The 25637-nt window shown below is 62.9% G+C and carries 22 protein-coding genes; 9 read left to right on the top strand and 13 right to left on the bottom strand.

From position 1 onward, the window contains the following. Positions 1–114 precede the first annotated feature (114 nt). Positions 115–588 carry an aminoacyl-tRNA deacylase gene (locus AC1Q7Q_RS06080; protein ID WP_492373823.1) on the top strand — a complete coding sequence of 158 codons (474 nt, stop codon included), beginning with the start codon at positions 115–117 and terminating at the stop codon, positions 586–588. Between the two features lie 129 nt (positions 589–717). Here AC1Q7Q_RS06080 and AC1Q7Q_RS06075 read toward each other — a convergent pair whose 3' ends face one another. From AC1Q7Q_RS06075 to AC1Q7Q_RS06050, 6 genes are all read right to left on the bottom strand, one after another. Continuing rightward, positions 718–2925 (bottom strand): penicillin-binding protein 1A, encoded by a 2208-nt coding sequence (locus AC1Q7Q_RS06075; RefSeq protein ID WP_492373871.1) that lies wholly within the window; start codon positions 2923–2925, stop codon positions 718–720. Positions 2926–3164: 239 nt separating this feature from the next. Further along, a complete protein-coding gene (locus tag AC1Q7Q_RS06070; protein WP_492373822.1) occupies positions 3165–3512 on the bottom strand; it encodes a cupredoxin domain-containing protein in 348 nt (115 codons plus the stop codon). 36 nt (positions 3513–3548) lie between these two features. After that, positions 3549–4493: a metallophosphoesterase family protein gene (locus AC1Q7Q_RS06065; RefSeq protein ID WP_492373821.1), complete on the bottom strand. Its 945-nt coding sequence runs from the start codon at positions 4491–4493 to the stop codon at positions 3549–3551. A gap of 126 nt (positions 4494–4619) precedes the next feature. Further along, entirely contained in the window at positions 4620–5405 is a 786-nt protein-coding gene (locus AC1Q7Q_RS06060) for an anti-sigma factor family protein (RefSeq protein ID WP_492373820.1), read from the bottom strand. After that, complete coding sequence (locus AC1Q7Q_RS06055) at positions 5405–5944, bottom strand: sigma-70 family RNA polymerase sigma factor (protein ID WP_492373819.1); 540 nt, start codon at positions 5942–5944, stop codon at positions 5405–5407. The genes AC1Q7Q_RS06060 and AC1Q7Q_RS06055 overlap by 1 nt, the downstream gene beginning before the upstream one ends. Before the next feature lie 550 nt (positions 5945–6494). Then, a complete protein-coding gene (locus AC1Q7Q_RS06050) occupies positions 6495–6839 on the bottom strand; it encodes a DUF4148 domain-containing protein (RefSeq protein ID WP_492373818.1) in 345 nt (114 codons plus the stop codon). A gap of 376 nt (positions 6840–7215) precedes the next feature. Between AC1Q7Q_RS06050 and AC1Q7Q_RS06045 the strand changes: the two genes are divergently transcribed. The 4 genes from AC1Q7Q_RS06045 (at position 7216) to AC1Q7Q_RS06030 (ending at position 11383) form a co-directional block, all read left to right on the top strand. After that, positions 7216–7434, top strand: coding sequence for a hypothetical protein (locus tag AC1Q7Q_RS06045; RefSeq protein ID WP_492373817.1), 219 nt, complete (start codon positions 7216–7218; stop codon positions 7432–7434). A 320-nt stretch (positions 7435–7754) separates the two neighbouring features. Further along, positions 7755–9452, top strand: coding sequence for an adenylate/guanylate cyclase domain-containing protein (locus AC1Q7Q_RS06040; protein WP_492373816.1), 1698 nt, complete (start codon positions 7755–7757; stop codon positions 9450–9452). Between the two features lie 161 nt (positions 9453–9613). Continuing rightward, positions 9614–10636 carry a class I fructose-bisphosphate aldolase gene (locus AC1Q7Q_RS06035; RefSeq protein ID WP_492373815.1) on the top strand — a complete coding sequence of 341 codons (1023 nt, stop codon included), beginning with the start codon at positions 9614–9616 and terminating at the stop codon, positions 10634–10636. 288 nt (positions 10637–10924) lie between these two features. Then, positions 10925–11383 (top strand): CHRD domain-containing protein, encoded by a 459-nt coding sequence (locus AC1Q7Q_RS06030; RefSeq protein ID WP_492373814.1) that lies wholly within the window; start codon positions 10925–10927, stop codon positions 11381–11383. 29 nt (positions 11384–11412) lie between these two features. Here the strand turns inward: AC1Q7Q_RS06030 and AC1Q7Q_RS06025 are convergent, their stop codons facing one another. Continuing rightward, positions 11413–12105, bottom strand: coding sequence for a cytochrome b/b6 domain-containing protein (locus AC1Q7Q_RS06025; protein ID WP_492373813.1), 693 nt, complete (start codon positions 12103–12105; stop codon positions 11413–11415). 111 nt (positions 12106–12216) lie between these two features. Continuing rightward, positions 12217–13038 carry an aminotransferase class IV family protein gene (locus AC1Q7Q_RS06020; protein ID WP_492373812.1) on the bottom strand — a complete coding sequence of 274 codons (822 nt, stop codon included), beginning with the start codon at positions 13036–13038 and terminating at the stop codon, positions 12217–12219. 152 nt (positions 13039–13190) lie between these two features. On the opposite strand from AC1Q7Q_RS06020, the gene gcvA reads away from it, so the two are divergent. Then, a complete protein-coding gene (gene gcvA / locus AC1Q7Q_RS06015; RefSeq protein WP_492373811.1) occupies positions 13191–14144 on the top strand; it encodes a transcriptional regulator GcvA in 954 nt (317 codons plus the stop codon). Positions 14145–14205: 61 nt separating this feature from the next. Here gcvA and AC1Q7Q_RS06010 read toward each other — a convergent pair whose 3' ends face one another. Both AC1Q7Q_RS06010 and AC1Q7Q_RS06005 read right to left on the bottom strand, forming a co-directional pair. Beyond that, positions 14206–14589, bottom strand: coding sequence for a hypothetical protein (locus tag AC1Q7Q_RS06010; RefSeq protein ID WP_492373870.1), 384 nt, complete (start codon positions 14587–14589; stop codon positions 14206–14208). A gap of 191 nt (positions 14590–14780) precedes the next feature. Further along, the gene (locus tag AC1Q7Q_RS06005; protein WP_492373869.1) at positions 14781–15917 is read right to left on the bottom strand and encodes an MFS transporter; all 1137 of its coding nucleotides are present in this window, start codon (positions 15915–15917) and stop codon (positions 14781–14783) included. A gap of 214 nt (positions 15918–16131) precedes the next feature. Here AC1Q7Q_RS06005 and AC1Q7Q_RS06000 point away from each other — a divergent pair, with 214 nt between their 5' ends. The 3 genes from AC1Q7Q_RS06000 (at position 16132) to AC1Q7Q_RS05990 (ending at position 21680) form a co-directional block, all read left to right on the top strand. Next, positions 16132–17052 (top strand): LysR family transcriptional regulator, encoded by a 921-nt coding sequence (locus AC1Q7Q_RS06000; protein ID WP_492373810.1) that lies wholly within the window; start codon positions 16132–16134, stop codon positions 17050–17052. Positions 17053–17529: 477 nt separating this feature from the next. Next, entirely contained in the window at positions 17530–18765 is a 1236-nt protein-coding gene (locus tag AC1Q7Q_RS05995; RefSeq protein ID WP_492373868.1) for an ABC transporter substrate-binding protein, read from the top strand. Continuing rightward, on the top strand, positions 18762–21680 hold the full coding sequence (locus AC1Q7Q_RS05990) for a bifunctional diguanylate cyclase/phosphodiesterase (RefSeq protein WP_492373809.1): 2919 nt from the start codon (positions 18762–18764) through the stop codon (positions 21678–21680). The genes AC1Q7Q_RS05995 and AC1Q7Q_RS05990 overlap by 4 nt, the downstream gene beginning before the upstream one ends. Here the strand turns inward: AC1Q7Q_RS05990 and AC1Q7Q_RS05985 are convergent. The 3 genes from AC1Q7Q_RS05985 to AC1Q7Q_RS05975 form a co-directional block, all read right to left on the bottom strand. Beyond that, a complete protein-coding gene (locus tag AC1Q7Q_RS05985) occupies positions 21677–22480 on the bottom strand; it encodes an alpha/beta hydrolase (RefSeq protein WP_492373867.1) in 804 nt (267 codons plus the stop codon). The genes AC1Q7Q_RS05990 and AC1Q7Q_RS05985 overlap by 4 nt on opposite strands. A gap of 28 nt (positions 22481–22508) precedes the next feature. Then, positions 22509–24557: an elongation factor G gene (gene fusA / locus AC1Q7Q_RS05980; RefSeq protein ID WP_492373808.1), complete on the bottom strand. Its 2049-nt coding sequence runs from the start codon at positions 24555–24557 to the stop codon at positions 22509–22511. A 191-nt stretch (positions 24558–24748) separates the two neighbouring features. Beyond that, positions 24749–24892, bottom strand: coding sequence for a hypothetical protein (locus AC1Q7Q_RS05975; RefSeq protein WP_492375644.1), 144 nt, complete (start codon positions 24890–24892; stop codon positions 24749–24751). Positions 24893–25637: the final 745 nt, after the last annotated feature.

Here is a 25637-nt window from a genome sequence, read left to right as displayed (position 1 = left end):
CTATTGGTCACCCGCAACCGTGCTGGGGTTAGCCCCACCGATTGTCGCTCGGTGCTTGACCTATAGTTCCGATACGTAAGCAACTGCAGCGATCAGCGCTCGGAGGTTGCAATCATGACCATGGCTACCACGCTGGCAAGATGCCTGAGCAAGAAGCAGAGCCGGTTTGAAACCGTTCCTCGCCCAAGCAGCCCAAGCGGCCTGGCAACGGCGCAGACTGCGTATGTCCCCGGAGACCGGCTCGCCCGGACTGTCCTGCTGGAGGACAACCGAGGCTATCTCGCAGCGGTGATCCCTTCCACCCACCAGCTGAAACTGTTAGATATCTGCGAACAAACCGGCCGCAAGCTGTCGCTGGCGCATGGGGATGGCGTGCGCGAAGTGTTCAGGGACTGCGAAATCGGCGCGCTCCCGCCGGTCGGCATGGCGTACGGCACGCTGACCTGGCTCGACGACAGCCTGCTGACGCATCCCGACGTCTACTTCGAGGCGGGCGACCATGAGGAACTGGTGCATATGAGCACCGAGCAGTTCGCCGCCCTCATGACCGAAGCTCGGCGCGGGCATTTCGCGCACCGGATGATGTAGGGCGCCGTGCAAGGTTGGCGCGGCTAGTGCGCATGCACCGCTTCCCGCTCGTGAAGCCCCTCACCGCGATCGGGTTGCCGAGCGGGTAGTCGGTGGAGGCGGCGAATGACGCGTGCGCCAGCGACGACGTCAGAACGTCCAGAAGAGGAAGTGTCGATGCCGCCGCTCATGGACCGGGCGAGGAGGCCGGGTTTCGGGGCCGAGCCGCACATCCGGATCGATCACCCGTGCGCGCAGCGCCATGTCGTAGAACGCGCCCACCATCGGTAGGGCGCTGTGCGCGCCTTCGCCCCAGTAGTTGCCGAGCGTCACACGTCCATCGTCGAAACCCACCCACGCGCCCGCGACCAGTTGCGGATGCATCAGGATGAACCAGCTATCCGTGTTGTCCTGTGTCGTGCCTGTCTTGCCGGCCACGTCGGCGCGAATCCCGAAGCGCGCCCGGATCGCCGCGCCGGTGCCCCGGCTAACGACGTCGCGCATCACGTCGACGAGCGTTTGCGCCGCGCCGGCGGGCAGTGCCTGCTCTGGCGATGCGCTCGCGAATTCGGCGAGCACCTTGCCGTCGTGATCCTCGATGCGCGTGACCATGCGCGGTTCGATATAGGCGCCACGGTTCGCGATCGTGCTGTACGCCGAGACCATTTCCCTGAGCGTGACCGGGCTTGTGCCGAGCGCGAGCGACGGCACCGCTTCGAGCGGACTCGCGCGCACACCCATTGCGTGTGCGAGCCGTGCGACCTTCTCGGGGCCTTCCTTTTGCATGAGCTGTGCGGTGACGCGGTTGCGCGAATACACTAGCGCGTCGCGCAGCGTCATCGGCCGGCCGGTGGGCGGCTCTGCGTCGGTAGGCCGCCAGATCGCATTCCCGGTCAGCGCAATGGCGACGTTACGGTCCACGATCGTATCGCTCGGCCGCGCACCGTCCGCGAAGGCCGCGCCGTAGACGAACGGCTTGAACGTCGAACCCGGCTGACGCCGGGCCTGCTGCACGTGATCGAACGGCTCGTCACGGAAGTCGCGGCTGCCAACCCATGCCTTGATATCTCCGTTGCGCGGGTCGATCGCGACAAAACCCGCCTGGATCTGCGTCTTGCTCCGGCAGAGCGCGCGCACGAACGTGGGGTTCGTGGCGAGCTTCCTGAGCGCGGCCTCATCCGATTGACCCGCATCGCGTGCGGCGCGGTAGTCGGGCGACTGCCGGATGAACGTCCGGAACAGGTCGTTGCCCGGCCAGCAGCCTGTGTGTTCGTTCCATGCGCCGTTCGCGATCCATTGCAACTGGTTCGTCTGCCAGTCCAACGCCTGCGTCGCCATGGCCTGCAGGCGTGAATCGATGGTCGTGCGCACGACCAGCCCGTCGGCATAGATGTTGTAGCCGTTGCGATCGGCCCATGCGATCAGCCACTTGCGCAATTGCGCCGAAAAATGCGGCGCGGCGCCCGGTTGCGCGGTCTGCAACTCGAAATCGATGTTGAGCGGTTGCCGCTTCAATGCAGTGTAGGCATCGGGCTTGAGCTTCCCGTATTTGTTCATCTGCCCGAGCACCGTGTTTCGCCGCTGCAACGCGCGCTCGGGATTGAGCACGGGGTTGTAGGTGCTGTTGGCCTTCAGCATGCCGACGAGCGTCGCGCTTTCGAGAATGTCGAGCTGATTGGCCGATTTGCCGAAGTAGGTGCGCGCGGCCATTTCCACGCCGTAGGCGTTGTAGAGGAACGGCACCGTGTTCAGGTACGTCTCCAGGATCTGATCCTTGCTGTACACGGCTTCGATCTTGAATGCCGTGATTGCTTCCCTGAGCTTGCGCGTGAGCGTTGGCGCGCGGCCGATCTCGTCGGGATACAGGTTGCGCGCGAGCTGCTGCGTGATCGTCGAGCCACCTTGCCGGTCGCCGGAGAACGTATGCAGCGCGGCCGACGCGGTACGTTTCCAGTCGATGCCATGATGCTCATAGAAGCGGCGGTCTTCGGTCGCGATCAATGCATCCACCATATGCGGCGAGACCTGCCTGAGCGACACCCACTCGCGATTGACCGGTTTGAACGCGTCGAGCAGTTTGCCGTCGGCCGACACGATCAATGCTGGCCGATCAACGCGGGCTTTGCGGATGTCGCCGATGCCCGGCGTAAACGGCACGAGCGCAAGCACGTATAGCAGGAAGAGCGCCGGCAATGCAGCGAGCGTCAGCGCGACGCCGCGTCGCGTCGGGTGGCGCAGGCGGCGCAGCGCGCCGTTGAGCGCGAGTCTGGTGATCGTGCTGCCGGCGGCGGCCAGCGGTTGGACACGGGCGAGCCACCGTGCGCAATGCTCACAAAACAACGATGCATATCGGCGAATCACGGTGGCGGGGCGCTGGCGGAAAGAGCGCGATCGTACCAAAGCGCAAGGGCGCTTCTGTTATCAAAACAGGGCCGCGGCGCATGGTATTTACAGAAGCTTACATTTGTTTCGTGTGGACAACGTTCGCGATGGCCACGGAAGCGACGATCGCCAACCGCGAGCTCAACGAGCTGGATGGCCGCCTCCGCTCACGGGCCATTCGGCGAGCGGAGGCTGGACGGCGGGTTCGTCGGCCCCTACTGGACGGTGATTGTCGCCATCATGTTCGGGTGGATGCCGCAGAAGATCTTGTAGACCCCCGGCTTGTCGAACTTGAACTTGTAGGTGTCGTTCTGATCGAGCGCGCTGGAGCGGAACAGGCCGGCGTCGTTGACAACCGTGTGCGGTTCGCCATCGAGGTTCTTCCAGGTCACGGTCGAGCCAGCTTTGATCGTGAGCGACATCGGCGAGAACATGAAATTCTTCACAACGACGACATGGTTCTCCTGCGCTTGCGCGAAGGAGAACTCGCAAGTCAATGCCGCCATGAGTATCCCGACCCCGAGGGGGACGACGAAGGCGCGGCGAAGGATGGTTGTTAGCATGATCTGGGTCCTGGTTGGTGAGCGGTGCCTGGAAAGTCAGGCGAGCGTGGTGTCGGCGAGTGTCGCTGCGAGCGGGTGGCGCATGATCTTGATGCTGGTCACGCCAAGCATCCTGGGAAGCTGATCGCCCGGTACCGTCAGCGGCATGGGACCGGGCCCATTGCCTGCCGTCGGTTGCGGATAGGCCGTCGAGCGCGCCGTATGGAAGGTGATATTGCCTTCCACCTTCGACACGATCTGGTGGATATGGCCGTTCAAGACCGTGACCGAACCGAAGCGCGTCAGATAGCTCATGGCCTCGCCGGCGTCGCCGGTGCCCCAACCCCATGGTTGGTAGATCGTCCACATTGGCATGTGTGCAAAGACGACGATCGGCGTGCTGGACGAGCGGCCCCGCAGATCCGATTTCAGCCAGGCGAGTTGGTCGTCGCCCAAGCCCCCCAAACCGTTTGGCTTGAAATGCATCACGTTGACCAGGCCGATAAAGTGGACGCCGCTGTGGTCGAAGCTGTAGTAGCCCTTGTTGCCGGAGGCTTGACCGAAACGCTTGAAGTATTCCGTTCCAGGCCCATCGGTCACGTCATGCTCGCCGGGCACGGTATGCAACTCGGTGATATTCAGCCCCGACATCAATTGGGCCGCGTGGTCGAACTCTTCTGCCTTTGAAAGATGCGTAATGTCGCCCGTGTGGATCGTCAGCGCCGGCTTGACCGGCATGGCATTGACGAAGTCAATGGTCTGCCTGAGCGTGCCCGCGACGTCGGGATTGGCTTCCTTATTGAAGCCAATATGCGTGTCGCTGATCTGCAGGAAAAGAGGAATGCCCGCGGCAGATGACGGGCCTTTCCCGGAGGCGGCAAGGCCCAGTTCCACGGGCGCGAGAACGCCGCCTGCCAAGACAAAGACGGTGCCCGCGCCACCGAACGCGAGACACTTCAACGCGCCGCGGCGCGACGGGTTGGACGGAAGATCTGACGACATATTGCCCTCGCAAGGAAAGTTCGAGAGGTGGCTCACCGGACCATCCGACGGACCTCCCGATTGGGTTCTCCAGGTAAACCGCCGTGCCATCCGTTTTATTCCGCGATGTGTACCGCGCTGCGGCGGCTAGGAAGCAGGATGTGCACGCAGGTCCGTGATGAAGCCGTTCAGCTCAGCTTCGCCGGCATCGGTAATCGCCCAGTAATTCATCCCCGCGGCACTCCAGTGGGCGAGGTGATAGCCCTGCTGCGCGTAGATGCGAGGCGTGGCGCCCGCGTCGTTGCCCGGCCACACATAAAGATTGATCGGGTGCAGCTTGTAGCGATAGACCATCACGGCTACCGCCCGTCCCTTCAGGTAATCCAGCCGCCCGCCGACCAGCGGATACCCCTGCTGCACAAGATCGACCACAGGCGGCGCAAAGTCCAGCTTGCCGTCAAACCACGGCTTGACCGTATGCCGGTCGGTTGAAATCACATCGGAGAGGTGACTGACCTGCAGCGAGCGAATATGGTTATCCACGAGTTCCTGGGTCAGGCGCGTCTCGCTCGACGGCACCGAGAGGTACAGCCCCACGCTCCAGGTCAACGCGACCACACTCATCAACATCGCGCCAGCCGGCGCCCAGGCCAGCGACCCACCGCCGCTCCACCGGCCGAATCGTTCACCCAGGCGCTGCCAGAGCGTGCGGCGCACCGGCAACGCAGCCTTGATGCGTTTCACCAGTTCCTGCGGCGCCGCTACGCGCAATTCCGCCTGCCGCAGCTGCGCACTCACCTGGCGGTGTTGTGCATAGACCTGTTGGCACGGCTCGCAGTCAGCAAGATGACGCTCGAATTCGAGCGCTTCGGACAGGCTCAACTCCTGGTCGAGATAGCCCGGCAGTAATTCAAACGCCTGTTTGTGATCCATCACGCCTCCTGATCCGTCGGGGCGAGCAGCGCCGCGAGTTGCTGGCGGCCTCGGCCCAGGCGAGACATCACCGTGCCGATCGGGATGCCCACGATGGCGGCGATTTCCTTGTACGACAAGTCTTCCAGCTCCCGCAGCACGACAACCTCCCGGTATTCCAGCCGCAAGCCCAGCAACGCCTTGTGCACCCGCTTCTGGCTCTGGCTGCGTATGAGCATGGCTTCAGGACTGTCGTCATGGTCGGCGACACTCGTCTCAAGGCTATGCATGTCTTCTTCGAACATCATGGTCTGCGCTGCATGCCCCCGGTTCTGCTGATGCCAGGTGTAGAAGGTGTTGCGCACAATGCTCAATAGCCATGCACGGGCATCCTCGCCGCGGAATCCGCCAAAGAACCGGAATGCGCGCAGGTACGCCTCCTGCACCACGTCCTGGGCATCCTGGTCGTTATGCGTCAACCATCGCGCAACATTGAAGGCCGAGTTCATATGCGGCAATAAAAGCGTCTCGAAGCGCTGCGCGGTGTCTGGATCGGCCATTTTGAAGTGTCTGCTGTAACCGCAATCCGTGACCGGCAGTGAGTTAACAGCAAGACCGCCGGCATGCCATTTTTATTCCCGGAACCGCGACCTGAAATGGATCCCGTGTTGATTCCGCATGGCAAGCGCCGATCATGTGATCGGTATGCCGCCTGCAGCCGTCGACGTCTCGGGCTGCCAGACCAGCACCACCGGCGAGCCGCCCATGCGTCGCAAGCGGATGACTGCTGATCTACCTCTTTCTCCACCTGGCCAATCAAGCGCTCGGAATCTGGTCGCTGGATCTTGCCGGGCGCGGTCTCACGCTGGCGCTGCGGCTCAGGCATAGCGCGCCCGGAACGATCCTCAAACCAGCTTCAGCGGGCACTAGTTGACCAAGAGGTAGTAAAAGAGAAGGCCGATGGTAATGATCCCAACGGCGTTCCAAAACTTGAACTGGTCGCGATTCATGATCCCATCCGATCTGGATTGGTACGCCACAAAAAGGTCGTTCAACTGCTCTGCCAGCCGTATCCTTTTTCGAGATGCCGTGTGCGGCCTGCGCCCGCAATCAAGGCGCGGGCTTCGTCTGTGCGGTCTGGTTGTCACCGGCCTGTGCTGCCTGGTTTCCACCCATCAGCGCATTCCTTTGCGCTTGATGTTTGGCTTCCAGCCTTTGCTCCGCTGCTTGAATGTCGGCGGGATAGTCACCATTGTCGCCTTGGGATGGGTTGTAGCCGACCGACTCCAGTTCCTCGAGTTCATGTCGCACTTGCGCGCGAGTGATTTGATGCGTGGCGGGTGCCGGCGGCGTTTGCGCATAGACACAAACGGAAGTTGCCATCAACGCAGTGCTCACGATGAGCGAGCCGCGCATGGGCAGCGCAAAAAGCCGATTCAGCGAGTTCGATTTCATGTCAGTACTCCTTGGTTGTCCGAGCGAGCGATGCCCGCGGTCGACCCGACTGCGCAGCAGGACGCTCTGCATGGGTAAACCGCGGAGCCGGTCTGCTTATTCCCCAATTTCCTTCGCGGAAAAAACGCATCCGCGGCATCAGGGATAAGAGGACAAAGGAACATGAACCGAGGCACAGGAATTTCCCTTGGCCGCTGGCCGCATCCATAGCTTGTGCCGGAATAAAACGGGTGGCTGCGCGGTTCTACAAATGCACGGCGAACGAGTTCTCGGGATTGATCGATACCCCCGGAAACCGGAAGCGAGTTACGTGCCCAAGCGTAGCCTTCACGGAGATGCGCTTTGGAAGCTATCCCTACTGTATTTGGAGCTCGTCATGAAAATCCTGATTTTGGCCGCTGTCGCGGCATTGACTTCCTTCGCTGCCATGGCCCAGTCGTCCAGCACCCCCCCAACTTCTGACAGCAGCACCCATACTGTCGGGCCGCGCGATCCCTACACGGATGGCGCGAAAGCAGGCAAGTTCGACGTTTATTCCGACGGCGCAAAAATCACGGATCGGCGCGATCCGTTCACCGACGGCGCGCACAGCTAAGACGCCGCCAGATCCACAGGCGGCTTAAATAGAGGTTCTTCGGACTGTCGTATGCGTACTGCACGCGGGTGCAAGTGGCAGGAAGAAAAACGCTGGTTTGCTCCCCTCTCCCATGAAATGGGAGAAGGGAGCTACGGCAGCGCTGGATTTAGCCCGGCGATGCATCGACCCACGCGAACGTCGGATGAACCTGAATCCAAGGCGCCTCAGGCGCCTGCACTACCCATTGGAAGTGATGCTAACCTAGCGTGCTGCTCGGCAGTGCTGGCGCTTGGTGGCAAGCGCTGGCGCATCGACAGGCGTGGAGGGTAGAGTAGAGCATGTCACACGTTCCCTATCTTCAAAGGTGGTGGCCGGCGGGTGTGCGATCGGTCCGTCTGACCACAGGACTGGTGCTGTTTACCTATGTTGGTACGCACCTGCTGAACCACTCGCTGGGGAATATCTCGCTCGCCTGGCTGGAGCGTGGTCTGCTCGTGCAGAAGTTCATCTGGCAGGGATGGCTTGGAACGGCCGTGCTGTACAGCGCGCTGGTGACGCATTTCGTCCTGGGTCTGTGGGCTCTGTACGAACGGCGCTCGTTGCATTGGACCCCGGGTGAGGTAGCGCAACTCGTCCTCGGCTTGTGCATACCGCCGCTGCTAGCCAACCATGTTGTGAATACGCGGGTCGCCTTTGCCGAGTTCGGCCTGAACAAGGGCTACGCGCAGTTGCTGTACTCGTTCTGGATCGATTCACCGTTCTTCGGCCGCGTGCAGCTGATGCTATTGGTGGTCGCCTGGCTGCATGGGTGTTACGGCATCTGGTTCTGGTTGCGCTTGAAACCATGGTTCGGGGCGTGGCGCAGCGTGCTGCTGAGCGTCGCCGTGCTGATCCCGGTGCTCGCGCTGCTAGGTTTCTTGCAGGGCGGACGGGAAGTGGTCGCGCTCGCGCAGGATCCCGTCTGGCGCGCCGCGGCGACCCGGACCACGATCATCGGAACGGGGTTGCAAAACCTCTGGCTCGCCGAGCTGCGCAACGACTTTTTGCTCTTCGATGGAGGCGCGCTGCTGCTGGTGCTTGCAGCGCGCCTGGTGCGCACGGCGCGGGAGCGCCGGGCCGGGCGGCTCTGTGTTCTGTATCCGGACGGGCGAAAGGTATTCGCGCCGCTCGGATTCTCGGTGCTGGAGGCTAGCCGCATGGCCGGCGTGCCCCATGCCAGCACCTGCGGTGGCCGTGCCCGATGCACATTGTGCCGGGTGCGTGTGCTCAGTGCTGTGCCGCTGCCCGCGCCGGCGGAGGCCGAGCGGCGCGTTCTGGAGCGGCTGGGAGCGGATTCGCGGACAGTGCGCCTCGCCTGCCAGTTGCGGCCGACCCATGATCTGTCCGTGTGGCCGCTGGTGCCGCCGGCCGCATCGGCGGCCTTCCTGCAGCGGCGCCAGCGGGACGTCATGCCGCAAGAGCGGTTCGCGGCGTTCATGTTCGTGGATATGCGGGATTCCACAAAGCTTGCGGCGGCACAATTGCCGTTCGACAGCCTGTTCATGGTCAGCCGCTTCCTCAGTGCGGTCTGTGCCGCGGTGGTTCAGGCAGGCGGTCTGCCAAACCAGTTCCTGGGAGACGCGGTGCTCGCGATCTTTGGCTTGCGCTGCGAGCCAGCCGAGGCCTGTCGCCAGGCGCTCAGCGCAGTGCCGCTGGTTGCAGCCAATATTGAGGAACTCAACGCTGCGCTCAAGCAGCAGTTGCAGACGCCAATCCGCTTTGGCATCGGCTTGCATTGCGGCCGGGCCATCATGGGCGAGATTGGTTTCCGCGACCACGTTACGTTCACGGCAATTGGTGACCCGTTGAATGTGGCCTCGAGACTCGAGCAGTTGACAAAGGAGATGGCTTGCGAGGCGATCGTCTCGGAACAGGTCTTCCAGCAAGCCGGCGTTTCGGCCGCGGGCCTGCCGCAGCTTGCCGCACGCCTGCGAGGCCGCGATGACCCGGTGCCCGTTTGTGTGCTGTCCAAGGCGGCGCAGATGCCTCGGGCCTGACTACGCCCTGCGCACCACGCCCGAGCAGGGCAAGGACAAGGGCAAGCTGCGCGAAGTGTTCGGTTGGCCACCATCAGCACTGGCCACGCCCCCCGGCTCGCTTGCGCGATTGCCCTTATGCGCTAATGCTTGTTCCCATGTCACCTTCACGGAGCCGCATCATGGACACACGAAGCGAACTGCAAGCCACCGTGGATGCCCTGGTTCAACCGGGCAAAGGCCTGCTGGCCGCCGACGAGAGCGGGGCGACGATCGCCAAGCGGTTCGAGCGCATCGGCGTGGCATCGAGCGAGGAAAGCCGCCGGGCGTGGCGCAGCCTGCTCCTGTCGACACCAGGTCTTGGTGAATGCATCAGCGGCGTGATCCTGTACGAGGAAACGCTAGGCCAGTGCGCCGACGATGGCACGCCGCTGCCAGAACTGGCTGCGCGCCATGGCATCGTGCCCGGCATCAAGGTGGACAAGGGCAAGCTCGCGCTCGCCCACGCTCCCGGCGACGAGATCACCGAGGGCCTCGACGGGCTGGCCAAGCGGCTTGCCGCCTATCGCCAGCAAGGCGCGCGCTTTGCCAAGTGGCGCGCGGTGTACAACGTGTCTGACAAACTGCCCGGCCGGCTTGCCATCCAGGCCAATGCGCAGGCGCTGGCGCGTTATGCCGCGATCTGCCAGGAGATGGGCGTGGTGCCGATCGTCGAGCCCGAGGTGCTGATGGATGGCGCGCACGCCATGGCGCGTTGCGCCGAGGTCACCGAGGCCGTGCTGCATGAAGTCTTTCACGCCTTGCACCAGCATGCGGTAGTGCTCGAACACATGCTGCTGAAGCCCAGCATGGTGCTCCCCGGCAAGGAGGCCGGGCACGCGGCGCCGGCCGAGGTTGCCATGCAGACCGTGCAGGTGCTCAAGCGCACGGTGCCCGCGGCGGTGCCGGGCATCTTCTTCCTGTCCGGCGGCCAAACGCCCACCGAGGCCACCGCCAATCTCGATGCCATGAACCGGCTCGCCCAGTTGCCCTGGCGGCTGTCCTTCTCCTACGGGCGCGCCTTGCAGGAGCCGCCCTTGCTGGCCTGGCGCGGCGAGGCCGCTAACGCGGCGCAAGCGCAACGGGCGCTGCTGCAGCGCTCACGGCTGAATGGCCTGGCCAGCCTGGGACAATATGACGCGGCGCTGGAGACCGCTGCGGGCTGAGCATTCGGCAGGCGCGGCCAGGATCGGGCGCTCAAACTCTGAAAAAGCGCTCCAGCGGGAAGTCGAGTAGCGCTCGGACGCGCGGCGCCATGCGGGCCTGGCTGCCAACCACGGTTCTGGATTTGGCAGACAGCCGGGTCTATCCTTTTCTCGGACTCATGCCAGCGACCGGTCGGCTGACAGATTGACCCGGCGCCGGAAGCGCCGGCATCGGGTACGCTCGCCGCCACGCAGTGAAAGCAGGCGGCCGCTGTTCAACCGGTGCCATACCGGACAGGAGACAATCAAATGCGTGTTTCAATATCGCGGCGGGCCCTCATGTGGCTCTCCGGCCTCGCCTTGGCGGGGTCAATGACCTGGGTGCAGGCGGCGCCAATCTCGTTTACCGTGCCGCTCAGCGGCGCGCAGGAGGTGCCTCCTGTCGAGACCAAGGGCAGCGGTTCCGCCGACCTCACCTACGACCCTGGCACACGGGTTGTCACCTGGGCAGTCACGCTGAGCGGCCTACCCAGCGAGGCCACCATGGCGCATTTCCACGGGCCTGCCACAAGCGGCAAGAACGCGAGCGTGAAAATCTGGCTGTCCGGGAAGGGCGCTGCGGTCACCAGTCCCCTCAAGGGCCAGGCCACCCTCTCCCCGGCTGACGCGCAAGAGTTTCTTGCCGGCGAGATGTACATCAACGTGCACACAAAGGATCATCCCGCCGGCGAAATCCGTGGCCAGGTGCTGCCGCCTAAGAGCAACTAACGCGGCGCTTGCGCTCAGGTCTGGGCAGCTCAGAGATACGCCGTGAGAAGCGCCGCCGCGGCGGCGCCAACGCCCAGCACAAGCAGCGCCAGCAGCGCGGATGCCAGTCGTGGCGTGGCGATGCGCGCCGGCAATGGCTTGCGGCCGGTCAGCATGGGAAGCAGCAGGTTGTGGCCCTTGGCCAGTGCATACAGTGCGATGGCCAGCACGTGCAACGCTACCGCCGCCAGCAGCGCGTCCCACAGGATGGTGTGCAGCGCCGTGATCGCATTGGCGACCGATGCGGGCACCCATTCGGTGAGCGGCCCTTTGTCCGCGATGTCGTTGTTGATGTAGAGCCCGCTGAGCGTTTCGCCCAGCATCAACGCAAGCAGCAGCAGCACCATCCACCCGCCCGCCGGGTTGTGGCCGACTTGCACGTCGGCCTCGCGGCGCAACATATGCCGCAGATGGCGGAACGCAGCGGCGGGCGAGGCCACAAAGCTGCGAAAGCGTGCGGTTTCGCTACCGAAGCAGCCCCAAAGCAACCGGAAAAGCACCAGCGCGAGCAGTGCTTCGCCAATCCGGACATGCCAGTCCATCCAGTTCAGCCGCCAGGTCGCATAGGCTCCCGCTACCAGCACCACTGCCAGCCAGTGGAACAGCCGCGTCGGCGCGTCCCAGACCAGCACAGGGCGACGATCACTTTGCCCCGGAGATTTGACCTGGCCGTCAGGTGTCATCGTTGAGCCCTCCCGCATATGTTGCCACGGTGGTCTCTGGCCACAATGGCGCCATTCAAGCTGGAGCCATTCAACCGCAATCCGCGACAATGGGCAATCGTTGGCACGGGCTCACGGCAAGACAGGTTCCTCCATCTGATAAGCCCGATGAAGCAGCGCAAGGAAGCTAGGCGCCTCAGGCATGGGCGCGGAACCGATCCGGCTCACCGCCACCCCCGGTGTCCAGGAGTTCATCACCGCCGCGCCAGCCAGGCCAGGCAGATCGGCAAGCGTCACGGGCTGGACGCGCTGACGCACACCGAGGCGATCCAGTTGCCGGCGGACGATACCCATGGTCGTGCCTGCCAGCATCTCGGCCTCGGGCCACACCACCGTTTCAGCTTCTCCGTCCCAAAAGACCAGGTTCCAGATGCTCCCCTCGCTAAGCCGCCCCTGGGCGTCAACGAAAGCGGCATCGTCGAAGCCTTTGCCCACGGACTGGCGCAGGAAATACGTCTTGGCCACTTCGCCAACGTGCTTCAGGGCGGGGAGCACCCGCTCGTGAGGGACAGCGGCCAACCCCAACGGGGCCTGTGGGCCGGACGCGGGCGGCCCGGTACGCACCAGCACTTCAGGCTCGACAGCCGCGCCGGCCACGGTGAACTCACCCGCCGGTAGGTACACGGTGGCCACCAGCGAGACGTCCGCCGGCGCGCATGCCAGCGCCGCGCGCAGATAGGCACGCACCTGATCGTCGGGCAAGGCGCGGCCGAACAACGCCATCGAGGCAACCCTGAGCCGCTCGAGATGGAGATCCAGCCCACGGACCCGGCCGCCGCGCACCTGCATCGCGGTGAAATGCGCGTAGCCCGCAAAGGCGAGGGGTGCCAACTCGGCGAGCGTTGCCGGCAGGCCGTTGCGTTGAACGATAAAGGAAGACTGACTAGCTGGCATGGGTTGCTGTGACTCCGGTAGTGGCGTGCAATGGGCTTGGCGAACGTCGCGCGCCGCCTGCATGCGCAGGGTTGGCCGCAACTATCTGCTATTGACCGCGCTTTGAGAAACGAGTATTTCTTGCCGGATCATTAAAAATGGCTTGAAGATCGATGAAGCGAATGCTGCCGGGCACACGAGCACTGAGGACCTTCGAGGCAGCCGGGCGGCACTTGAACTTCACGCGCGCGGCGCAGGAGGTGGGGTTGACGCCGGCGGCCGTCAGCTACCAGATCAAGGAGATCGAGGACCAGCTAGGCATCACGCTGTTCGCGCGCACCAGCCGCAGCATCCAGCTGACGCCCGCCGGCGCCGTCCTGTTCGAGGCGGCCGCCGACGCGCTCGACACCTTGCAGCGGGCCACCAGCCGGGCCCGGAGAATGGCGCGGGGACCGGCGCATCTGCGCATCTCGCTAGGCGCGATGTTCGCCACCAACTGGCTGCTGCCCCGGCTTGCGCGGTTCAGGGCCGCCAACCCGGCGCTTGAACTCACATTCGATATTTCCGATCAGGTACGGGACTTCGACGCGGACGACGTGGATATCGCGATCCGCTTTGGCGCCGGGCATTACGAAGACACGTGCTCAGACCGGCTGTTCGACACGGTTGTCGTCCCGATCTGCAGCCCGAAACTGCGCGAAGCCGGTGCCCGGCTGCAAACACCGCGGGACTTGCTTGGCCACACGCTGTGCCATGTCGACTGTCCGGTCGACGGCATGGCCTGGCCCGACTGGCGCATGTGGATGGCCGCGGCCGGCGTCGACGATTTCGACGACAGCCGCTGCGTTGCCTTTTCCGATTCGAGCCATGTCGTGCAGGCCGTGATCGACGGCGCTGCCATTGGCCTCGTGGAACTGCCCATGGTCGCCAATGACCTGGCCCAAGGCCGCCTGGTGCGCCTATTCGAGATTAGCGTGAGCATCGCGCCGGCGTATGCCTATCATCTCGTCTATCCGGCGCGCAGCAGCCAGGATCCTCGCATCCTTGCGTTCAGCCAATGGATGCGCGATGAGACGGCGCATACGGCGCACACGGCTCACATGTCGTTGTCTCCTGTCCGCCTGTGATCGGCGGTGGAGACATTGCAACAGCAGGCGGATGCGCAGCCCACCGGGTTGTCGAAGTGCTTCAAGGCGGCGCACCGGCAGGCAATACGCTCCACCCCGAAGCACCACTCGATGTCGTCTTGCGTTGACTCCTGAGGACACCGTTCTCGTCGAACTCGAAAAGGACCGTCGACGATCGGATCTCCCCGCCGGAAAACAGCGGGCCAATGAATGGAATAAAGCTCTCCGGGTGAGGCTTGGAGGTCGCAAAGGAATAGATCAGTATCGTGGATCCGTCTCGCAGCGTCGTCATGGAGGTGGGCGTCCCAAGCTGCGCGGTAACGTCGTCAACGGTAGAGAAATCGGGAATGAAGTTCGACAATTGCTCCGGTTTCACATCGACGCCCGTCGATACGCAGGCAACCAACAGGATGCAAGTCGCAATCAGTGCATAAACACGCTTCATGCCGACACCGCCGTACTGTTGGGCCGTGACTGAGAACGTGCTGATGGCCATGATGCCAGCCCGGCCGCGCGATGCGTCCGGCACGTCATTGACAAAGGATAGGACTTTGCCGTGCGCTTCGCTGAGGCACCCGGCGGGTTCACCCGCCCACTACGGGTTGCCACAGCGACAACGCTGATACCGTGCATCGATCAACCGGTCTGCGCCGCTTCCGCGCGTGATGTCAGAAAAGTCAGGTAGGCTGCGATCAGCAACAGGGCTACGCTCGCTTCGAAGGTGCTTTGGTAGCCGCTGCTGTCGAACAGCAAGCCCCCCACGGTAGAGCCTATGGCAATGGCAAGCTGGACAACGGCCACCATCAGCCCGCCGCCGACCTCGGCGTTCTGCGGAAATGTCCTGGCCACCCAGCCCCACCATCCTACGGGCGCTGCGGTGGCAACCAGCCCCCAAAAACCCAGGAGTGCAACGACGGCAGTCATCCAGCCTCCAAAAGCGATCAATGCCACGGCGATGGCGGCCATCAAGATCGGTATGGCAATCAGCGTCTGGTAGAAGCGCCGCTGGAGTACCGTGCCGATGAGCGTGGTGCCGATGAAGCCTGCCACACCGATCAGCAGCAGAATGAGCGAGAGCGCGGATACGCCAACCTGCGTCACCGTTTCCAGGAACGGCCGCAGGTAGGTGAACAACGTGAACTGCCCCATGAAGAAGAGGCCAGCACCGAGCATCCCCAAGGTCACCACCGGATTCCGCAATAGCGCGAAGACATTGCCGGAGCTGGAGCCGGCGCTACGCGGCTCCACGCGCATGGACGGCAGGCTGATCCATTGCCACGCCAGCGCGATCAACGCTACCGGCACCAGGCAAAAGAAGGCGCCACGCCATCCAATGACCGCACCCAGGTAGCTGCCTAGCGGCGCGGCCACCACCGTGGCCAGTGCGTTGCCGCCATTGAAGATGGCCAAGGCGCGCGGCACTTGACTGGCTGGAACGAGCCGCATGGCTGTCGCCGCCGACATGGACCAGAACCCGCCTACGACCACGCCAATGAGCGCACGGCCTGCCATGTAGGTGAAATAGCTCGAAGCCATCGCGACGACCGCGCCTGACAGGGTCATTACGCCCGTCAGCCCCAGCAGCAGTGTCTTGCGATTCATGCTGCCGGCAAGCGTGGAAATGAACAGGCTCGTCACCACAGCGAATGCGCCGGAGATCGCGATACCTTGCCCCATCATCCCCTCGGTGACATGGAGATCCGCAGCCATGGGCGTCAGCAGGCTGACGGGCATGAATTCCGAGGCGATCAGCGCAAAGACGCACAGCGTCATCGCAAAGACGCCGCTCCAGAACGCCGGCTGCTCTCCAGCCTCCCGCTGGGTGGAGGTTTCGCCCGCAGGGGCGGTACAAACGTTCGTTGTCATGACATTGAAATTGACTTTCTCATGCCCTGTATCTTCGCGAACGCAAGCCACCGTGACTAGCTAATGAATACTTAAATGGGATATAAGCTAGGCTACTGAATATGCCTTGGGAGACTGCGCCGTGGCCAGACGCAACCTCAACGATCTCTTGGCCTTCGTCACCGTGGCGCGCGAAGGCAGCTTCACCCGTGCCGCTGCTGCGCTGGGTGTGACGCAATCGGCCCTGAGCCAGACCATTCGCGGATTGGAGGAGCGATTGCAGATCCGGCTGCTCACGCGCACCACGCGCAGCGTTTCACCAACCGTAGCGGGCGAACGGCTGATGCAGGCCATCGGCCATCGCTTCGACGAGATCGAGGCGGAGCTCGATGCCTTGACCGAATTGCGCGAGAAGCCCGCCGGCACCGTGCGCATCACCTGCGGTGACAACGTGCTACACAGCATTTTGCTGCCCAAGCTCACGCCGCTGCTGCGCGAGTATCCGGACATCAAGCTGGAGTTCGACGTGAATTACGGCTTCCGTGACATCGTGGCTGACCGGTTCGATGCCGGCGTACGCCTGGGTAACACCATCGACAAAGACATGATTGCCGTGCCTATCGGCCCACCGTTGCGTCTGGCGGTGGTGGCTTCGCCGGAATATCTTGCTGCTCACCCCATCCCCAGGACGCCAAATGACCTGACGGCGCACCGCTGCATCAATCAGCGTATGGCCACATCCGGCGGGTTGTACGTTTGGGATTTCGAGCGCCGAGGCCGCCGGGTGAACGTACGCGTCGATGGTCAGCTGATCTTCAACACCGCACAGCCCCAGGTGGACGCGGCGCTGGCCGGGCTGGGTATCACCCTGCTGCCCGAAGATGAGTTGATGCAGCATATCGAGGCAGGCCAGCTAGTGCGCGTGCTGGAGGACTGGTGCCCGAAATTCGAGGGCTACCACCTGTACTACCCCAGCAGGCGCCAGCCCTCGCCGGCGTTTTCGCTGGTGGTCCAAACGCTGCGCATCGTTGGCCCTGGTGCGACAAGTGGGACAAGGCATTGAGCAATCAGCAATCAGCAATCCGCCGGTTGAATCCCCAGTCAGGCGCGCTCATTCGGCTATGATGCTGGCTCTGGCGATACCGGCAACTACGCGTCATGGCGAGGAAATTCGGGTTTGTCCCGGTACAGTATTCGCGCTCGTTGTCGATATGCAGTGTAGGCACCGCCCCCCTCAATTCGCCCGATCTGCTGTCATGGTCAAACATACGCATCCCAGCCGTCGTAAGCGTTTCCCGATGTGGGTTGGCTGCGCATTCACGCTTGTCGATGTCGTTGCAAGCCATCGCAGCCCGGACGCCACCATGCCTCGCCATCGGTTCCTTCGCGATGCAAGTTCCAGCGGTTCGCTTTCCACTGCGTCAAAAGTGCCTGCTGAAGCACGGCTAATCCATCCCGAATCCGCAAAGTGAATCACCAAGCGCGACGCATTGGGTTTGCCGCCCTGCTAACGGGCCTGGTCAGCCTTCTTTTATTGTTCTTGCCCGGTTGCCAACAGCAAGACAACGCTTCGCCAGGCGCGGCCGTGCCCGCCAGGACCGCCATTACCGCGTTGATATGGGCGCCAGACTGGCCGGAGGAGATGCTCCAGATTGCGGCTGAATTCAGCAAGCTCAATCCAGACGTCCGCGTGGATGTGCAGTTCATGATTGGCAATTCGGTCGAGGAGAATATCAAGCCCCGGATCGCCTCTGGCAACTTGCCGGATCTGGTGAGTGTCAACCCGAACGCCTATGCGGCTGAATTGGCCGATCAAGGCATCCTGACAGATGTGAGCACCACATCGGCATGGAACAACATGCTCAGCCCGCTCAAGGGGGACTGGACCAGTCGCCAATCCAAGCGCTTTGGCATATCCGGCGGCGTGGCGACAACGCTGATCTACTACAACAAGGCACTGTTCGCGAAAGCTGGGATCAAGGAACTGCCAACCAATTTCCACGAGTTCCTGATGGTTTGCGAGCAGCTCAAGCTTGCGGGCTTCACACCCATCATGTGGAGCGGCGGCTTCCCGAACATGCTCGGCAACGGCCCCTTCAGCTTTGGCTTTGCCAACAACGTGGTGGCGCGCGAGCCAGCCTGGAAGCAGAAAATCGGCGATGGCACGCTGGACCTGAACACGCCTCAGGTAGCCGATATCTTTGCCAGTATTGCGCTGATGCCGCAACGCGGCTACGTGCAAGACGCCTTCATGGCGACGGATTACGATGAGGGCATACGGTTGTTCAAGGAGGGCAAGGTCGCGATGGCTTTTCACGGCAGTTGGGCGGCTGGCCATTTGCTGCACGGCAACCCTTTCGAGGTTGGCGTGTTTATTCCACCCTGGAACGCGCCCGGCAAGCGTGTGGTGCCTGTGATCGGCAGCGAAACCGGGTTTGCGGTGTGTGACACGCCCAACAAGGCCGCAGCCATGCGTTTTCTCGAATTCATTGCCGGGAAAGGCTTCTCCATTCTCCAAAGAAAACGCCAGAACATCCCCCCATTCAAGCAAGCCGCGGGCACGCTCGTGAGCGATCAGAAGATGGTCGACTACACAAACATGGTCAGCCGCTATCCGGTGACCGCCAGCCCATACTATTCGGTTCTACCCTCCAACTCGATCGAGCAGCTTCATCACTTGATGCAGGAAGTGCTGACCAGAAAGATCACGCCCAGACAGGCCGCCAAACTTCTCGACGCGTCCGTCAAGAATGAAGCGAAGATGCATTACAAATGAGCTCAATCCTAGGTTCGCTGCGAAGCGCCTTCGCCTATCTCTCGCTGGACCTGCTGCGCCGTGTCGAGATTCGCTACCGGCTGATGACCGCGTTCATCCTGCTGTCGCTGATACCGATACTGATCTCGGGCTACATATCGTATGTAGAGTCGACCGCCGCGATCAAGCAGAAGGCCGAGGTATTCTCCAAGGAGATGGTCAAGCAGGTCTCCAAGAACATCGCGCTGCGCATGGAGCAGGTCGAGACGGAGAGCAGCCTTCTTGTCCTGTCCGATCGCGTTCAAAATGCGCTGACAAACGTGGTCAATGGCAGCGCAGAGGAGCAGAACGAGGCACGCCAGGATATGACCCGGCTGCTCCTGCAGCACTACGGGTCGGTTGACTTCATCAACCAGAAGTACCTGCTCGACAAGAACAACCGGATCCTGGACACCCAGGCGTTCGCGCAACTGACCCGGGGCGTGATGCGTCTGGTCAAGCAGGCGCCCGATCGGAATGGCCGGCCTTACTGGGGCAGCTACGACAACGGTGTTGGGCAACAAAACCTCGGGATGGTGCGTGCCATCATCGGCAAGAGCAACAATCGGCGGATCGGCACGCTGGTCCTGGTCATTCGCCCCGAACAGTTCTCGACCATCTTCAATGACGTCGCCTTGGGGAGCGGAACGGAGATCTACGTGCTCGATGCCCGCAGCAACAAGCTGGTTGTCCGCACCGACGGCATCTCCACGAACACCGACGGGACGGCCGAGCCCGACCTGATCAGGAAGATCGCGAGCAACGGGCTAAACGGGGAGTCCAGTGGCTTCGTCGACTTCGAGGACAAGCGCGAGGGGCGCTACCTTGCCGCGTACACAGGCATTCCCGGCACGACATGGATCGTGGTCAGCACAATCCCGGAAAAGAAACTGACGGCGGAGGCACAGTCCGTGCGCAATCAGATCGTGCTGGTTGGCATCTCGGGTTTCCTGCTTTCCATCTTCCTGGCCTACTTTATTTCCCACAGCATTTCGGCACCGCTCAGAGAGCTGGTGCGGAAGATGCACGACACCGGCAACGATACCGGCGCCGAGGCGCCGGCGCCAGCGCGCACCGATGCTGGCGGCAGGGATGAACTAGGCCGGCTCGCGCAGCGTTTTGAAAGAATGAGTGGGGCCATCAAGCAGAAGATCCAGAAGATCAACGAGATCAACGCCTCCCTGGAGCAGACCGTCGACCAGCGAACCGCGGAGCTCGTCACCAAGGAGCAGGAGTCGCGAACGTTGATCGAGAACTCGCCGGACACCATTACCCGCTACGACCGAGATCTCCGCCGCACTTACGCCAATCCCGCCTTCTGTAAATCGGCAGGGTGCAGCCTAGCCGAGTCGCTCGGCAAGCGGCCCTCGGAAGTCCCCGGCGGCGCCAATGCGCTGATCTACGAGCAGAAGATAGCCGAAACCATTGCAAGCGGAAAAAGTGGGCAAATGGAGCTGAGATGGGTCAGCAGGGATGGACAGGAACACTGCACCCACATCCGCCTGACGCCAGAAATCGACCGCTCGGGCAAGGTGAACTCGGTGCTGGCCGTGGGGCGTGATCTGTCGGACCGGATGGCATTCGAGGCGACGATCTGGAAACAGGCCAATTTCGATGCGCTGACCCATCTTCCGAATCGCCAGATGTTTCACAGCCGGCTCGAGCACGAAGCCAGCCTGGCGCATCGCTCCGAGCAGCGCATGGCCCTGATGCTGATTGACCTGGATCGCTTCAAGGAGGTCAATGACTCCCTGGGACACGACACAGGAGACATCCTGCTGATCGAGGCGGCCAGGCGCATCATTTCGTGCGTGCGCGAATCGGACATCGTCGCTCGCCTTGGCGGTGACGAGTTCACCGTCATTCTGCCCAACACGGGCGATACCGAAAGCATTGAACGCATCGCAAAGGCCATCATCCACAAGCTGGCCGAGCCCTTCGCGCTCGGCGCGGATGAGGCTTTCATTTCCGCCAGCGTCGGCGTCACGCTTTACCCCGACGACACCAGCGAGCTGGACGTCCTGTTCAAGAATGCCGACCAGGCCATGTACGCGGCCAAGAACGCCGGGCGCAATCGTTTCAACTACTTCACGCCCGACTTGCGCGTGGCGGCGGAAAAGCGCCTGCGTCTCACCAGCGATCTGCGCGCCGCCCTGCCTGGCGGGCAGTTCCAGGTCTACTATCAGCCCATCGTTGACCTGGCGACAGGGGAAATCCGCAAAGCCGAGGCCCTGATCCGCTGGTTGCACCCTGAGCGCGGCACGATCAGTCCGCTGGATTTCATTGCGCTGGCCGAAGACACGGGGCTCATCGTGCCGATCGGGGATTGGGTGTTCAAGCAGGCCGTGCATCAGGCCCGTCAATGGCGCAACCGATTCCATCCGTCTTTCCAGATCAGCGTCAACATGTCGCCGATGCAGATTCGGCAAGACAGCCAGGTTTGTGCGCAATGGTCCGACTATCTCATGCGGGAAGGGATGCCGGGGCAGAGCATGGTGGTTGAAATCACGGAGGGCCTGCTGCTGGACGCTGAACTGAACAAGAAGCTGCTGACCTTCCGCGATGCGGGAATCGGCGTCTCGATCGACGACTTCGGCACCGGTTACTCGTCCCTGGCCTATCTCAAGCGCTTCGACATCGATTACCTCAAGATCGACCGCTCATTCGTGCAGAACCTCGGCTCCGACGGCGACAATCAGGCGCTTTGCGAGGCCATGGTCATGCTGGCTCACAAGCTGGGATTGAAGGTCATTGCCGAGGGCGTGGAGACGACAGAGCAGCGCGATTTCCTCGTCGCCGTGGGTTGTGATTTTGCCCAAGGCTATTTGTATTCGGAGCCGGTTCCGCCCGATCGGTTTGAGATGCGGGTATGGCCGAATGTCGAGGAAACGATTTAATCTGAACCCCCGAGCAAAAATCGAACGGCATCGCGCCACCAGCCACCGTCCACCCGCCCAAACCAATCGTTGTGCTCGGCATCAGGCAGTACGCACAATAGCCGAGGCGCTATCAGCCCCTTGTGCAATGCCACGCCAAAGCGCGCCGGGACGATGCTGTCGCGCTCCGCAACCACCACCACAACCGGCCGGTCGAACCGCGCCAGGTTGGCCGCGCTGTCATAGCGGTCTCGTAGTAGCCACGACACCGGCAGCCAGGGATAGTGGTAGCCGGCAACATGTTGCAGCGTATCCCACGGCGTGATCAGCATCAGGCCTGCTGTCTTGTCCCGCTGGCGCGCCGCGGCCGCGGCCGTAACGCCAGCCCCCAGCGATTCGCCGATCACCAGCAGCGGGGCGCCGTATTGGCGATAGGCCTGCGCGATGATCTGCTCGGCATCGGCCACCAGGCTGGCTTCGCCCAACGGCCCCGGGCGCGGTCCGTAGCCCGGGTACTCGGCAAGAATCACGCGCACGCCCTGGGGCGCCAGCGCTGCGGCGTAGGCTCGACGGTGGCCGGCATGTCCGGCATTGCCATGGAACACAATCGCGGTGGCGCGCACCGGCCCGGTGGGCTCGGCCGCCAAGCCCTTGAAGTCTTGCGAAGACGGCCACGCCTTCAGCCCGCCAGCAAGCAACTCCGGCAACGCCGCCTTGGCCGGAAAATACAGGAACTGGTCTTGCAGCGCCGCAAGGGCAGGGCACGGCAGAAGACAGCCGAGCCATAGCGCAAGCCCGGCAGTCTTCACCGCGATGCCCATCCCGGCATCGCGGCATTGCGGCCGCCCCTCAGTCCACGCCGTTGCCATGCGCCTTGTGCTGCGACGCCATCACCTGCTGCTGGGCGGGTGGCACGGCTTCGTAGTGACTGAGCTGGATCGTGTAGTTGCCGTGGCCGCCTGTGATGCTGTTCAGGCGCGACTGATAGTCGTTCAACTCCGACAACGGCACCTGTCCCGCCACCAGAACGCTGTTGCCTGCCGCGGTGCGCGTGCCACGCACCTGGCCGCGCTTGGCGGAAAGGTCGCTGATGATGTCGCCCATTGCCGCCTCGGGCATCGTCACCTCGATATCCACGATCGGCTCCAGCACGCTCGGCCGCGCCTTGAGCACGGCCTCGATAAAGGCCTTGCGCCCCGCCGCCGCGAAAGCCACCTCCTTCGAATCCACCGAATGGCTCTTGCCGTCGAACACGGTAACGCGCACGTCCTGCATCGGAAAGCCCGCCAGCGGCCCGCACTCAAGCACCTGGCGGATGCCCTTTTCCACAGCGGGGATGAACTGGCCCGGAATCGCACCCCCCTTGACCGCATCCACAAACTCGAACCCCGTGCCGCGTGGCAGCGGCTCCACGCGCAGCTGCACCTCGCCAAACTGGCCGGCACCGCCCGTCTGCTTCTTGTGGCGATGATGCCCCTCGGCCTTGCCGCCGATGGTTTCGCGATAAGCGATCTTCGGCGGCCGCGTCACCACCTCCAGCTTGTACTGGCCGGTCAGGCGCTCCAGCGCGCAGCGCAGTTGCAGCTCACCCAGGCCAAGCATCACCGTCTCATTGGTGCCCGCCGGGTGCTCGATGCGCAGGCAGGGGTCTTCCGCGCCAAGCTTCTGCAGGACCTCCGACAAGCGCTGCTCGTTGCCGCGGCGCGCCGGCTCGATCGCCAGGCCATAGATCGGGGTGGGGAAATCGAGCGGGGCCAGGTGGATGTTGCCGTCCTCGCTGGCATCATGCAGCACAGCATCAAAGGCGATCTCATCGATCTTGGCCACGGCGCAGATATCGCCCGGCCCAGCCTGCGGCACTTCAACGCGCTCCTTGCCCTGCAGCATCAGCAGATGCGCCACCTTGAACGGCTGGCGCGCATCGCCGATAAACAGCAGGCTGTCGCGCGTGACCGTGCCCTGGTGGATGCGGAACACAGCCATCTTGCCCAGATACGGGTCCATCGTGATCTTGAAGACATGCGCCAGCACATGCTTGTCCGGCACCGGCTCCGCGCGAATGGCCACCCGGCGCTCGCCCGCATCACGGTAAAACAACGGCGGATTGCCCTCGGCCGGGTTCGGCAGCAAGCGCACAAACACATCCAGCAGCTCCGCGACACCAGCCCCGCTGGCCGCCGAAGTAAAGCAGATCGGCACCAGGTGGCCCTCGCGCAGCGCCCGCTCGAACGGCGCATGCAACTGCTCCGGCGCAATCTGCTCGCCCTGCTCCAGATACAACTCCATCAGCTTCGGATCGATTTCCACCACCTGATCCACCAGCGCCTCATGCGCCGACGCCACCGACAGGAAATCCGCCTCGCCAGCCGGGTTAAAGAAACAATCCACCACCTCGCCGCCGCGCCCCGCCGGCAGGTTGATCGGCAAGCACTCCTTGCCAAACGCCTCCTGGATATCGGCCAGCAGCTTGGGCAGATCCACCTTCTCCTTGTCGATGCCGTTGACCACGATCATCCGGCACAACTTGCGCGCCTGCGCCCAGGCCATCATGCGCCGCGTCGTCATCTCGATGCCGGTCTGCGCGTTGATGACGATGGCAGCCGTCTCCACCGCCGCCAGGGCGCTCATCGACAGCCCGGAGAAATCCGGATAGCCGGGCGTGTCCAGCAGGTAGATGCGGGTATCTCGATAGTGGAGGTGGGCCACCGCGGTGGTGAGCGAGTGGTGGTACTTGCGCTCCAGCGGATCAAAATCGCAGACCGTGGTGCCGCGCTCCACGCTGCCGGGCATGTGCAGCGCACCTCCCTTGTGCAGCAGCGCCTCCATCAGGGAGGTCTTGCCGCACCCCGCGTGCCCCAGCAGGGCGACGGTACGAATTGCATCGGGACTATAAAGCATGGTCGCCCTCGTCCGGCAATGGCAGTGAGATCATTATTGGCGATATGGGGTGGGAACGCCATGTGGGGTGAATCCGGATCTGGGGTGGGGTGGGGGCGGTGTGCGTGGTGGGGGACTGTGAGCCGGAGATTCTTTTTAGTGCGCTGCACAATGACTGTTTCATTCCCGCAATTCACTTGGCGATGCCGCTGTCACGGGGGCGCTGCGGTTTCCGCTGCCAGCAGGTTTGCGTCGCGGGTGAGCCGCCAGCGTCCGTCGGGGTCTTTGCGCATGATGGTCAGCGTGTAGCCGGAGCGGTGCATGGCTGGGCTGCCGTCAGGCGGCGTTACGGTCATGCGGATGTGGTTGCGGAGATAGGCCTAGTTGCCCAGGACTTGGCCTTCCTGGATGTCGTAGGTGCGATTACGGAAGTTCAGAGCTGAGTCGGGTCGATCGAGCGCTGGCCGGCGACGAACTTCCGAGTTCGGCCACAAAGGGACAGCCGTCGGATCTGTCGCTCAGACATCTGGACGGCAGCCTTGCCGTCGGAAGCAGCCGTTAACTATTCGAGAGCTGCTCGCGTAGCGGCGCGGGGGGGCAGCGGCGGTCCGGCGGCCCGATCTCTGGCCTCGAGGCGCCTGCATAACGTCCACGGTCCCATTCGCCACTCTGCGCTGAACCGCTATTAACTTAAACCAACCAGCCCCCACGACTCCCGGGGCGGTTCAGTGTCTGCGTGACCAGGACGTACCGCATGCCGCATAGAGCCATGACAGAGATTCTCAAATCCTTGACGCTGCGTGGTATCGCTCAGCCGCTGGACGACCTGACGGCGCAGGACTCACTGTCTATTAGAGCATCGTTCCCATTCTGTCTCGCCTGCTGGAGGCAGAACCCACTGAGCAGGAAGTGCACTAGAAGGCCTGGAAGATGAAGGTGGCCCGCTTCCCGGTCATCATGGTCTAACTGGCTGCGACTTTAGTTGCGGCGAGTCCGACGCGGCACTGTTGGGGCAACTCTACCGCTGAGAAGCCCTTGAACCCACCCACAACATCGTGCTGGTTCGCCACCCCGGGACGGGCAAAACGCTCTTGGGAGTGC

The organism is Cupriavidus sp. GW823-FHT07A04, from assembly GCF_058794615.1.
The sequence above is the reverse complement of the archived record's forward strand: the minus strand, read 5'-3'. Positions and strand labels throughout refer to the sequence as shown.